This window comes from Mycolicibacterium novocastrense (assembly GCF_001499835.1).
In the GTDB taxonomy this organism is placed as follows: Bacteria; Actinomycetota; Actinomycetes; order Mycobacteriales; family Mycobacteriaceae; genus Mycobacterium; species Mycobacterium novocastrense.
Window position 1 is genome coordinate 15,648 of the sequence record NZ_LQIH01000024.1, and the last position, 11,690, is coordinate 27,337.

The 11,690-nt window shown below is 66.7% G+C and carries 13 protein-coding genes; 6 read left to right on the forward strand and 7 right to left on the reverse strand.

The window, feature by feature from the left end; translation table 11 throughout:
* Positions 1-3: 3 nt before the first annotated feature.
* Positions 4-327 carry a hypothetical protein gene (locus AU072_RS18005; RefSeq protein WP_064348968.1) on the reverse strand — a complete coding sequence of 108 codons (324 nt, stop codon included), beginning with the start codon at positions 325-327 and terminating at the stop codon, positions 4-6.
* Positions 324-1,619 carry an aromatic ring-hydroxylating oxygenase subunit alpha gene (locus tag AU072_RS18010; protein ID WP_064415062.1) on the reverse strand — a complete coding sequence of 432 codons (1,296 nt, stop codon included), beginning with the start codon at positions 1,617-1,619 and terminating at the stop codon, positions 324-326. Before AU072_RS18010 ends, AU072_RS18005 begins: the two co-directional genes overlap by 4 nt.
* Positions 1,620-1,755: 136 nt before the next feature.
* Between AU072_RS18010 and AU072_RS18015 the strand changes: the two genes are divergently transcribed.
* From AU072_RS18015 to AU072_RS18030, 4 genes are all read left to right on the forward strand, one after another.
* The gene (locus AU072_RS18015; RefSeq protein WP_064415063.1) at positions 1,756-2,673 is read left to right on the forward strand and encodes a LysR family transcriptional regulator; all 918 of its coding nucleotides are present in this window, start codon (positions 1,756-1,758) and stop codon (positions 2,671-2,673) included.
* Between the two features lie 143 nt (positions 2,674-2,816).
* Positions 2,817-3,533 (forward strand): Crp/Fnr family transcriptional regulator, encoded by a 717-nt coding sequence (locus AU072_RS18020; RefSeq protein WP_064415093.1) that lies wholly within the window; start codon positions 2,817-2,819, stop codon positions 3,531-3,533.
* Between the two features lie 48 nt (positions 3,534-3,581).
* Positions 3,582-3,785: a hypothetical protein gene (locus AU072_RS18025; RefSeq protein ID WP_133147297.1), complete on the forward strand. Its 204-nt coding sequence runs from the start codon at positions 3,582-3,584 to the stop codon at positions 3,783-3,785.
* 153 nt (positions 3,786-3,938) lie between these two features.
* Positions 3,939-4,802, forward strand: coding sequence for a SigB/SigF/SigG family RNA polymerase sigma factor (locus tag AU072_RS18030; protein WP_082680933.1), 864 nt, complete (start codon positions 3,939-3,941; stop codon positions 4,800-4,802).
* A gap of 6 nt (positions 4,803-4,808) precedes the next feature.
* Here AU072_RS18030 and AU072_RS18035 read toward each other — a convergent pair whose 3' ends face one another.
* Positions 4,809-5,204, reverse strand: coding sequence for a Zn-ribbon domain-containing OB-fold protein (locus AU072_RS18035; protein WP_064415065.1), 396 nt, complete (start codon positions 5,202-5,204; stop codon positions 4,809-4,811).
* Between the two features lie 128 nt (positions 5,205-5,332).
* Here AU072_RS18035 and AU072_RS18040 point away from each other — a divergent pair, with 128 nt between their 5' ends.
* Positions 5,333-6,526, forward strand: coding sequence for a thiolase family protein (locus AU072_RS18040; RefSeq protein WP_064415066.1), 1,194 nt, complete (start codon positions 5,333-5,335; stop codon positions 6,524-6,526).
* A 2-nt stretch (positions 6,527-6,528) separates the two neighbouring features.
* Here AU072_RS18040 and AU072_RS18045 read toward each other — a convergent pair whose 3' ends face one another.
* The 4 genes from AU072_RS18045 to AU072_RS18060 form a co-directional block, all read right to left on the reverse strand.
* Positions 6,529-6,912 (reverse strand): DUF4267 domain-containing protein, encoded by a 384-nt coding sequence (locus AU072_RS18045; RefSeq protein WP_064415067.1) that lies wholly within the window; start codon positions 6,910-6,912, stop codon positions 6,529-6,531.
* Between the two features lie 70 nt (positions 6,913-6,982).
* On the reverse strand, positions 6,983-7,411 hold the full coding sequence (locus AU072_RS18050) for a VOC family protein (protein WP_064415068.1): 429 nt from the start codon (positions 7,409-7,411) through the stop codon (positions 6,983-6,985).
* A 69-nt stretch (positions 7,412-7,480) separates the two neighbouring features.
* Complete coding sequence (locus AU072_RS18055; RefSeq protein WP_082680927.1) at positions 7,481-8,338, reverse strand: extracellular catalytic domain type 1 short-chain-length polyhydroxyalkanoate depolymerase; 858 nt, start codon at positions 8,336-8,338, stop codon at positions 7,481-7,483.
* Positions 8,339-8,692: 354 nt separating this feature from the next.
* Positions 8,693-10,024, reverse strand: a complete 1,332-nt coding sequence (locus tag AU072_RS18060; protein ID WP_064415070.1) for an APC family permease — start codon at positions 10,022-10,024, stop codon at positions 8,693-8,695.
* A gap of 228 nt (positions 10,025-10,252) precedes the next feature.
* On the opposite strand from AU072_RS18060, the gene AU072_RS18065 reads away from it, so the two are divergent.
* Positions 10,253-11,686, forward strand: coding sequence for a glycoside hydrolase family 183 protein (locus AU072_RS18065; protein WP_082680928.1), 1,434 nt, complete (start codon positions 10,253-10,255; stop codon positions 11,684-11,686).
* Positions 11,687-11,690: the final 4 nt, after the last annotated feature.

The following is an 11,690-nucleotide window of genomic DNA, read 5'->3' on the forward strand; positions in this document are numbered from 1 at the left end:
GGCTCAGCTCACCCTCGTCAGAATCGTGTTGGCCGAATGTTTTACTCGCGGTTGGTTCCACAGTTCGACCGCGAGCGAGACGGTGATCAGTGAGTAGAGCAGGTTGCGCAGGTTGGCGACGTCCTCGGGCAGCGGCTCGGCGTAGTCGAACTTGTCGACGTAGGCAAGAGCCTCCTCGGCGTACGGGAAGATTTCGTCGTAGAAGGCCCGAATCTGTTCCATGGAACTGTTGACCCGCTTCACGTAGCGCGCGTGGCCGTCCTCGATGGCCCATTCGGGCACGAGGTGTTCGAGGTGGGAGAATTCCGGTGGCAGAACTGGATTCATCGCGTTGCCTTCCGTTCCTCGCCGGTCTTTACCCCATTCTCTACGTAGTCACCGACGACCTTGTGGAAGTGGCGCAGCAGGATCTCCTCGTCGTTGAACGTGAAGTGGGTGAGTGCGCCGCTGTTCAGCATGGCCTGCAGACCCTCCGACGGGCTGGCGTCCTCGAGGATGATGTCGTTGAGGAACGTGACCGTGAGCTCCTGACCCAGGCGCTCCTTGTGGGTCGTCGGCGGCTGGTAGTACGCCTCCGTCTCGAAGATGTGCGAGTGCGGTCCGGTGGGCCAGTGCGTGTGCACGGTGAATCCGGACGCCCCGAAGATCAGCACGAAATTGGGGAAGAACTGGAACGAGTCGAAACCGTACTTCTCCGACCGTGTCGGGTTGATACCGGTGGGCATCGGCCCGCGGTCGGCCTTCTTTGTCCACGGGCCGGCGGCGCTGGCCTCGAACACGCACTCGATCGGCTTGGAGTACGGGGTCTTGCGCGACGGTTCACCGGAGAACGAGAACATCCGGTGCGGGCCCTTCAGCCGGTAGGCCAGCGCGTCGGTGAACGGATTCGGTTGGTCGAACGCGTCCCTGGCCTCGGCGGTGAGCGCGCCGAACGACGACGCGTGCAGGTACGGCCCGTGGTAGCTCTCGGCGAACCCGTCGAGGAAGATCTTCCAGTTGCATTGCAGTTCGGCCTTGAGCCTGTACACCTGATGGGGTCCGGCGAACGGATATCCCTCGATCTCGTGCGCGAGTTCGCCGAGAAAATCACGCAGCGGCTCGGTGTTGTGCGGGTTGAGGTTGATGAAGATGAAGCCCTCCCACACCTCGCACTGGATGGCGGGCACCCGGCAGCTGTCCGCGTCGAAGTCGAGCAACAGATCCTTGCGGGTCGCCGAGTGCAGTGAACCGTCCAGCTTGTAGCGCCAGCCGTGGAAGCGGCAGTAGAGCAGCGGTGCGCGGCCCTCGACCTCCGCGAAAGGGTCGTCCTCCCACAGCATCTTGTTGCCCCGGTGCGGGCAGACGTTGTGAAAGGCGCGGATGACGGAGTCCTTGCCCCGCACGATGATCACCGACGTGTTGAGGAACGTCAGCTCGCGGGTGAAGTAGCTGCCGGACTTGGGCACGCGCTCGATACGCCCCATGTAGAGCCATGTCTTCTTGAAGACGTGCTCGCGTTCCTTCTCGTAGAACTCCTCGGAAACGCAGTCCTGAAGCGACACGGGGCCACGACCCAGTTCGGGGTAGGCGTCGGTCCAGTGTCCGCTCGCGGGTTTGGTCACCAGGCTGTCGCGACTCAACGGTCTCTCCTCCGTCGGGCTGAAGACGGTAGGCCGAAGGTACCGCCGCCGATATGGCCGAAACAGACCCGCGAGCGCAACACCCTGTTGCATATTTGGAACGCCGCCGGCGATTGAGGAAGGTGCTCGAAAAACAATGGAACAAAACCTGCCCTTCGACGTCGACGCGCTGCTGATCTTCGGCAAGGTGGTGGAGAACCGCAGCTTGTCCAAGGCCGCGGCACTGCTCGGAATGCCGAAGTCCACCGTCAGCCGCAAGCTGACCCGGCTGGAGTCCGACCTGGGCATCAAACTGCTGCGCAAGAACACCCACCAGCTCACCGTCACCGATCTCGGCGAGCAGGTGTACGCCCACGCGGTCAACATCCTGGCCGAAGCCAACGGTGTCCGCGCGCTCGTCGAGGGCAGCAGGCAGGAGCCCCAGGGCGAACTGCGGGTGGCGATCCCGGTCTTCGTCGGCATCGATTACGCCTCCCGCGTCGGTGCGGCGTTTCTGCAGCACTATCCGAATTCAGCGCTGGACATCCGACTGGTCGACCGGGTGGTCGACCCGGTGCGGGACGGTTTCGATGTGGTGTTCTCCACCGGACCGCTACAGGACTCCACGCTGATCGCGCGCAAGGTGTTCGACCTCGAGCTGTTCTTGTGCGCGTCACCTGATTTTCTTGCCCGGCTGCCCGAACCGGTCCGCGAGCCCACGCAGTTGAACACGATTTCGTTCATCGACTTCGGCTTCGGGGGGCCCCGCAAGCTGACGGTCACCGCGGACGCCCGCCAGCACGAGCTGACGCCACCAGTCCGGGCGCGCGCCAACAACTTTCAGGTGTGCAAGCAGTACATCATGCAGGGCCTCGGGATCGGTGCGATGCCCACCCAGATCATCTGCACCAACGAGCTGCGCGAGGGCACCCTCGTTTCGGTGTTACCCGAGTGGCGCCTCGAGTCGCTCGACGTGCACATGATCTATCCGTTCGAGTTGTCCTTCTCCACGCTCATCAGCGCGTTCTACGAGACGGCCCGCGAGATCATCGTCGAGAACTCTGCGCGCCAGTAACCGTGGGTGCCGGCCGCGCTTCGCCACGTGCATGCCCGGCCGTCGCGCGCGGATGCGTAGTCCGATCTCGCCTACGCGGTTAGCGTTTACCCCGGTCACGGCCGGGTAGCCCCGCACCGACGGGGTTGGGAGTGGGCATGCTGATGGTCGCCGGCGCCACGGCCGAAACGGGCGTGAATCGTGACAGTGAAGCCGTGCCGTACCGCTCGGCCATCATGCGGGGGCTGGCGCCCGCCGATATGAGGGCGTTGCTCAACCGATTCGCCTACGCCCGCTTCGGGCCGGGCGAGTGCATATACCCCGAAGGCCAAACCGATGAGCGCCTCTACATCGTCGTCGACGGCAAGGTCAAGATCGGCTGGCGGTCGGCGGAGTTCCCCGAGAAACTGCTCGCCGTCCTCGGCCCCTCGGAGATCTTCGGCGCCGAGTCGATGTTCGATTGCGGGCCCCGGACCGGTTCCGCCACGGCGCTCACCGCGGTGCTCGTCGCGGTCATCGACCGTGATGCGTTGCACGATTGCATCGACGGCAACCCGCACATCACCGAGCAGCTGATGCGCGTGTTGGCGCGCAACCTACAGCGCGCCGAAGACCTGATCACCGACCTCAACTTCACCGACGTTCCCGGCCGGATCGCCAAACAGCTTCTCCACCTCGCGCAGCGTTTCGGTGTCCGACAAGATCGGCAACTGCGCCTCGACCACGGCCTCACCCAAGCCGAAATCGCCCAATTGGTCGGCGCGTCACGGGAATCGGTCAACAAGGTGTTGTCGGAGTTCGTCCAGCGCGGCTGGATCACGGTCTGCGGAAAGAGCCTCATCATCCACCAGACCGAGCTGCTCGCCCGGCGAGCCCGCTGACGCGCGAGCAAACTTTTTCGGCGGCGGCGGGCGTGGTAACGGCCGTCGGTGGGTAACCACGAAGGCATGGACCCCGACACGTTGGTGGCGATGGCAGGTTTGACGGCGCTGGGCGCCGCGGTGTTCACGGGCGCGATCTGGGACAGCCCGTTGGTCTCGGCACCGGCGCGGCTCGGCAGGCAGCAGCGGCCCTATGGCAAACACGCCATGCCCGTCGGCACGACCAGGAAGGCGCGCGAGTTCGCCGGTTGACCACGGCAGCGCCCGGCGACGGCTACCCTGGGACAAGGGTCCCGCCGGGCGATGTTTTGACCACCCGTCCGAGAGGGTAAACCGCAGCAGCCACAGGTTCAGATCCGAGCCGTGTGATCCATACGGCAGGGTCGGGAGTGAGGAGCCTGTGTGGTGTCCGAGGCGAATTCTGAATACGCAGACGTGACCCAGATGTTCCGCCGCCTCAAAGCGCTGGACCAAGGATCACTTCCCTACCGTCGCCAGCGCGAGGCGATCGTCGACCGAACATTGCCACTGGCCGACCATGTCGCTCGCCGCTACCGCAACCGCGGTGAGCCGATCGACGACCTGGTGCAGGCCGCGCGGGTCGGCCTGGTCAACGCGGTCAACCGCTTCGACCCCGACAACGGCGCCGACTTCCTGTCCTTTGCGATCCCGACCATCATGGGCGAAGTACGCCGCCACTTCCGGGACTACGGCTGGGCGGTCAAGGTTCCGCGCAGGCTCAAAGACCTCCAAGGGCAGCTGGTGAAGGCGCGTGCGGAGTTGTCGCAGCAGATCGGGCGCGCGCCGACACCGTCCGAAGTCGCCGGACACCTCGGTATCGAGCGCGAAGCGGTGATGGAAGCGACGATCGCCAGCAGCAATTACTCCACGCTGTCCACCGACGTTCAGGCCTCGGCCGACGACGAGTTCCGGTCGGTCGGTGACACCCTCGGCGACGTCGACCCGAACATCGACAAGGTGGTAGAAATCGAGACAGTACGGCCGCTGATCGCCGCGCTTCCCGAGCGCGAAAGGACCGTGCTGCTCCTGCGGTTCTTCGAGAGCATGACCCAGACCCAGATCGCCGAACGGATGGGTTATTCGCAGATGCACGTGTCGCGTCTGCTCGCGCAGGCCCTTCGCAGACTCCGCGAGCAGGTGCTCGAACCGGGCGCCGACGGTGTGGAGGTCGAGACGCCCGCGCCGCGTCGGCGACGCCGTTCTCCGGCCCCGCCCGCAACGGTGCGTCACCTCAAGCGTGGCGCCTGAATCGCGTCAGCGCGGCGCGAATACGGGTGCGAATGCGATCTCGCCGTCGAGATCCTGACGCTCGAAGCGCACCGCGACCGGAAGACCGACGTGCACCGAATCCGGTTGACAGTCCACGATATTGGCCGCGATGCGCAGGCCGGGCTGCTCATCGAGTTCGACGATCGCAATGACGTACGGCACCGTGACAGCCGGGTTGAACGGCTGGTGGTTGACGGTGTAGGTGAACACCGTGCCGAGTCCCGATACCGGTTGTGGGCGAAGTCGTCCGCCGCATTCGGGACAGTCCCCGGCTGGAGGTGACACCCACAAATGGCAACGCTCACAACGGGTGATCAGCAGTCGGCCATCTCGTCCCCCGGTCCAGAAGGCCCGGTTGTGCTCATCGAGAGCCGGCACCATTCTGGCCGCGGAGGCAGGTGACACGTCGTCGGACACGTCTAGGAAAGTACAGTCTGCAGCGGGCATCATCACAGGGACCTCCGCATGAGGGGAACTCCCGAAGGACACGAAGGCGAGGCGGTGGCCGGTTGAGCACGTTCGAGAAGGACGCGATCATCAGCGGGCTCGGCATCTCCCGCATCGGGCGCCGCACCGGAATCCCCGGGATCGATCTGACGATGGAGGCGGTGCGCGCCGCGGTCGCCGATGCCGGGCTCACGCCGGATGACATCGACGGCATCGTCACCTTCGGGGACACGCCGCTGGTCGAAGTCGTTGCCGCACTGGGTGGTCCGGCTGTCGACCAGGGCTACGGTTTCCCCACCGGCGGCGTGTTGACCCCGGTGATGTCGGCGATGGTGGCGGTCTCCGAGCGGCGCGCGCGGCACGTGCTGGTGTACCGGACCGTGCAGATGCTCGGCGGAACTATGACGCAGGCGCCGCCCACCTCCGGGCCCAACCCGCTGGCTAATCCGCCGATCGAACCCCGCGCCCCCGGGTCCCCGCGCAAGCTCGCGCCGTTCGGCGACATCGACGAACTGCTGGCCGCACACGCCTACTCCGCGGCCAACTGGCTGGCCATGCACTGCCGTCGGCATATGGATCTGTACGGAACGACCAAGGAGCAGTTGGGCTGGCTGGCGATCAACAGCAGACGCAATGCCGGGCTGAATCCCCTTGCCGCCTACCGGGACCCGATGACCATGGCGGACTACTTGGCGGCGCGGCCGGTGTCCACACCGTTCGGGCTGTTTGACTGCGACGTGCCCATCGACGGCTCGGTCGCGTTCGTGATCTCGCAGGCCGAGTACGCACGAGACTGCCCCCAACCACCGGTGGCGGTGGAAGCCGTTGGCGGCGCTTATGGTTCGGGAGGCTGGTTTCACCGCGACGATTTTCCGAAGATGGCGTCGACCGACGCGGCCGCCGAGATGTGGTCGCGCACTGATCTGACGCCATCCGACGTCGACCTCGCCGAGCTCTACGACGGCTTCACCTTTCTGACGTTCGCATGGCTGGAGGCGCTGGGTTTCTGCGCGGACGGCGAGGCGGGTCCGTTCATCGAAGGCGCGACGCGCATCGCGCTCGACGGCGAGTTGCCGCTCAACACCTACGGTGGACAGCTCTCGGCTGGGCGGATGCACGGCTATTGGCTGCTGCACGAAGCGTGCCTTCAGCTGCGCGGGCAGGCCGGTGACCGGCAGGTGTCGCGCCGGCCCGAGGTGGCGGTCGCCGCGGCGGGCGGCGGGCCGATCGCCGGCTGCCTGCTGTTGACCCGCTGAGGTCAGTCCTCCGCACGCTGGGGCCGGCGCAGTGCGCCCCACAACCCGACGCCGATGCCGATGATCGCGCCGCCGAGTCCGATGACCCGCTGGGAGCGTCTCATCTCGTGGTGCACACTCGAGCCGCCCAGCAGATCGGCGGCGTCGGCGCCGCCCGAGGCCAGAAACCATCCTCGGGTGTCGCGGCCCCGCAGTGCCGATGCCAGCAGCAGACCGCCGATGAGCGCGTCGCGGTACCCCATCGAGCGCAGCAGCAGCTGCGTCGTCGGCGCCGGCTCATCCGGATCGCCCCACAGCCGGTTGGCCCGAAGGGGGTCGACCAGAAACGACACACCGGACGCGAATCGGATGCTGCCCGCGACGAGCGCGGCGCGGTCGTATGACATGGCCGCAGCCTAGGCCGCAGTCGTGTGCGACGAGCGACTTTCCCGGCCGAGCCTGCTCAGCCGAGCCTGCTCAGCCGAGCGTGAACAGCTCGAGCTGAATGTTGTCGGGGTCGCGGAACACCACGGTCGCAAAGGGAAACGGCTCGTCGGCCGCGCGGACACCGGAGTGTTCGATGCCGAGTTCGTCGAGCCGTCGCGTCCACGCGTCCAATTCGTCTCGTGACGCCACGTTCAACGCGACGTGGTCCAAACCGGTTCGGGCTTCGTCGAATCGGTTTCCGTCGTTGCCGATGTTGGTGTGCAATCCGATCACGACACCGGAGCGCGGGTCGATCAGCAGCTCACCGTATCCGGTGTCCTCCCGTTCGTAGTGGGGGAACTTCATCGGCAACCGATCCGCCCCGAGCAGCCGTTGATACCACGCAAGGCTGGCCTCGAGATCGGTCACCGTGATGGAGATGTGGTGGATGCCGGTGATACCCGGGACGTCGTCGCTCATTGCGATCTCCTGTTCGTTTCGCGCCGGCTCCAGTGTGCCGTCACACCCACCGTAGGCAGAAGCGGCGGCTCACCTACCGTGGGTCGCGAAGAACTGCCCACTGGACTGGGAGGCGTCGAACGGGGCGAACAAACCGCCGGGCCAGACGTGACCTCCGCCGTCGATCTGGACGAACACCACCTCGGTTCCGCCGGCACACCCGGCGGCCACGAACCGGTGGACGCCGCCCTGCACCTCCTCGACCGGTGCCGGGCAGCCGTCGAGCTCACGCCAGCGCTGCGCCATCACCGCGGGCGCGACGATGTCGCTGGGCCCGCCGCGGCCGACCATCGGGCCACCGGCGAACGGCACCACCGGATCGGCCGTTCCGTGCACCGCCAACACCGACACCGGCTGCGACGGTGCGCAGGGGAAACCCGACGCGAGGGTGCCCGCGATCGGTGCCGCGGCGGCGAAGACGTCGGCACGGTCACATGCCAGCCGCGAGGCCATGAAGCCGCCCGCCGATGTCCCGGTCACGAAGACGTGGCCGGGGTCGACGCCGTACTCCTCGCGCAGCCGCTCGGCGAGCGCGACCAGGAACCCGACGTCGTCGACGCCCTGGCGGTCCGGCAGTGCGGCGCCGCGGCCGTCGGCCCAGCTCATATCGACCCCGTCGGGATACGCGACGACGAACCCGTACTGATCGGCGATCGCGTTGTAGTTGGTTGCTCCGGCCTGCGCCGGTCCGGTCATCCCGGCGCCGTGCAGGTTGAGGACGAGCCCGGCGGGGCGGTCGAGGCCGGGCGGGGAATGCACCGTGTAGGTGCGGTTCAGCCCGCCGATCGTCAAGGCGCCGGCCGCATCGCCTCCCGGGAACGCCGCAGCCTGTCCCCCGCCGAAGCCGAACAGCACACACACCGCCGCCAGTACGACCGACGATCGCATGATCGCTTTGGCCGCGGGCCCCGTGCGACGGGCGCCTCTGAGATGAGCCGATAGCCCGACCATTGTTCGTCCCCCCTTTCGAACTGCAATCACCGGCGCGAACGTAAACCACCGTCGCATGCCGCGTTCACCTTTTATCCCGGGTCGGCCGTATTCATGCATCCGACCGCAAAGGCGCCGGGCATCGCGTGCGGAACCTTCCCCACCGAATGCCCATCGACGATTGGATCGCTCGCGGCCCAGCGGTGGCCGGAGTGGATCGCGCGGGCGGGCCGAGGCCGCCGCCATCCTCATCGACGAAACCCAAAGCGCCAAAAGCCAATTCCTGCGGGACACCGTGCACAAGCGCTGACGTCAGCGACGCGTCGCTGCCCGGGCCGCCAGATACAGCACCGCGCCCACCGCGATCAGTATCGCGGCGAAGAGCCAGACCTTCGCGGTCTGCTGGGTCAGCAACAGCACACAGGACGCCACCCCCAGCACCGGCACGCCCGTCCAGACTCGGAAATGCGGGTGATCGACCGGGTCGCGGCGCAGCACCAGCACCGCGATGTTCGTCGAGATGAACACGACCAACAGCAGCAGCACCACCGTCTCGGCGAGCGTCGACAGATCGCCGAGCAGGCTCAGCACCATGGCGACCGCGGTTGTCGCGATGATCGCCGTCCACGGTGTGCGCCTTTTCGGAAGTACGCGGCCGAGCACGCTGGGCAGCAGGCCGTGCTCGGCCATGCCGTATGTGAGCCTGCTGGCCATGATCATCGTCAGCAGCGCGCCGTTGGCGACGGCGACGAGCGCGATCGCGCTGAAGACCCAGTCAGGAATCCCGACGTCGGCCGCCGCGACCACGTCGAGCAACGGACCGGAGGACTTCGCGAGGTCCTCGGCGGGCAGGGCGACCGCGCTCGCCACCCCCACAAGCGCGTAGAGCACGCCCGCGGTGATGAGGGCGCCGAACAGCGCCGTGGGATACACCTTGCTCGGATTGCGGATCTCCTCGGCCACGTTCGCCGATGTCTCGAAGCCGACGAACGAGTAGTACGCGACGATCGCTCCGCTGAGGATGGCCAGCGCGGGCGTGGCGCCCTCGGGGAACTCGGTGACGCGGCCCAGATCGCCGCGGCCGTCGCCGACCATCAGCGACACCGCGATGACCACGATCAGCAGACCGGTCAGCTCGATCACCGTCATCACGACGTTGCTCTTGACCGACTCGCTGATGCCCCGCGCGTTGAGGCACCCGATCAGCGCCAGGAAAACGATGGCCGCCGGTATGGCCGGAACATCGATGAACGTCGTGAGATAGTCACCGGCGAAGGCGAGAGACAGACCCGCCGCGCTGGTCACCCCCGCGGCGAGCATGCAGAAGCCCACCAGGAACGACACCACCGGTCGACCGAACGCCCGCTCGGCGAATACCGCCGCGCCGCCCGCCTTCGGATACTTGGTCACCAGTTCGGCGTAGGAGCCGGCGGTGAGCAGCGCCAGCAGCAGAGCCAGCAGAAGCGGTGCCCACAGCGCACCGCCCACGTCGCCCGCAAGCACGCCCATCAGCGCGTAGATACCGGCGCCGAGCACGTCGCCGAGGATGAACAGGAACAGCAGCGGCCCGGTGATCTTGCGTTTGAGCTTGCCGCCGGTCATCTCGTCGGGCTCGCCGGTTTGCGCTTTGGCCGGGGAGGTCATGCCGGTTTTGATACCCCGGCACCGAGAATCGACACACCGCGACTTGTGAGTGAAAACGATCGGCTGGCGAACGCAATCACTCACAAATCAGTTGGGTTGACGAGGTTGCGACACGGTCACAGGTGAATACCTATCCGTGCATCAAGATCACATGAGTCACTTTCGTCACTAATGTCACATCCGCCATCGATGACGCCTCGTCGGGCGTCCGCCTCCGAAAGGTGTGACATGTCGCCGCCTCCGCGCATCGCCTCGTTGTCGGTGGCGTCCGCAACCGTGATCGCACTGAGCGCCGTACTCGGCGTCGCCCCCGCGGCCTGGGCCGAACCGTGCACCGGCGCCGCGGCGGCCGCACAACCGCCCGCTGCTCCGAACTCCGAAGCGACGCCGGCGCTGCCGGGCGGCCCGCCGGTCGGCCACCGGCCTCGCAACACCAACGACGAGGCCCCGCTGCCGCGCCTCGGCCGACTGCCCGCCGAAATCCTCCAGTCGCTTACGCCGCAGTCGGCGACCGTGGACCAACAGGCCGCCGCACGCTCCACGCCACCCCAACCCTCAGCGGACCAGCCTGTCGCACAACAGGTTCCCGCTGCCGCTCCCGAGCCGCCTCCCCCACCCGCGCCGCCGGGCACGACGTTGGTCGGGTGGGTCACCGGGCCCGAGAGCCCGAACAACACCATCGGGCGGTTCGCGATCACCGGCACCGACCTCGGGATCATGTGGGACAACGGCGATCCCGGTAATCGCCAGGTTCTGATGGCGTTCGGCGACACGTACGGCTACTGCAGCGTGCGCGGAAAGCAGTGGCGCTACAACGCGCTGTTGCGCACGCAGGACGGAGCGCTGTCGAAGACGGTCGCCGTGCCCGACGGCGCCCTCGCCAACCGTTACTCCGGTTCCCCGCTGTGGGCGCCCGGCCTGTCCAAGCAGATCATCAACAGCACCAAGTGGGCGCCGAATGAGAAAGGCATCATTCCCACCGCCGGTGTCGCCGTGGGCGGCAATCAGTTCGTGAACTTCATGTCGATCAAGAGCTGGGATGCCGACGGGCGCTGGACGACCAACTTCTCGGCGGTCGCGGTCTCCCCGGACAACGGTGAGCACTGGGGCGTCTACCCCGGCACGGTGCGCGCCGCGCGCGAAGGCGACGTCCCCGATGCGCGGTACGTGCGCGGCAACGAGAACTTCCAGCAAGGTGCGTTCCTGAAGCCGGGTCCTGGCGATCCGTACCTGTATACGTTCGGCACGCCGGCGGGCCGAGGGGGCGCGGCGTACATCGCGCGCATCCCGCAGGGCGCGGTGCCCGATCTCAACCGCTACGAGTACTGGAACGTCGATCAGAACGCCTGGGTGCCAAAGGATCCGGGAGCGGCGACGGTGGTGATCCCCGGCCCGGTCGGCGAAATGTCGGCCCAGTACAACACCTACCTCAAGCAGTACGTGGTGCTGTACTGCAACGGCGCCAACGACGTGGTGGCCAGGATGGCGCCGGCCCCCCAGGGACCGTATGGCCCCGAGCAGTTGTTGGTGCGGTCCTGGGATGTCCCCGGCGGCATCTACGCGCCGTTCCTGCATCCGTGGTCGACCGGCAAAGAGCTGTACTTCAACCTGTCGCTGTGGTCGGCCTACAACGTCATGTTGATGCGCACGGTGCTGCCGTGAGACC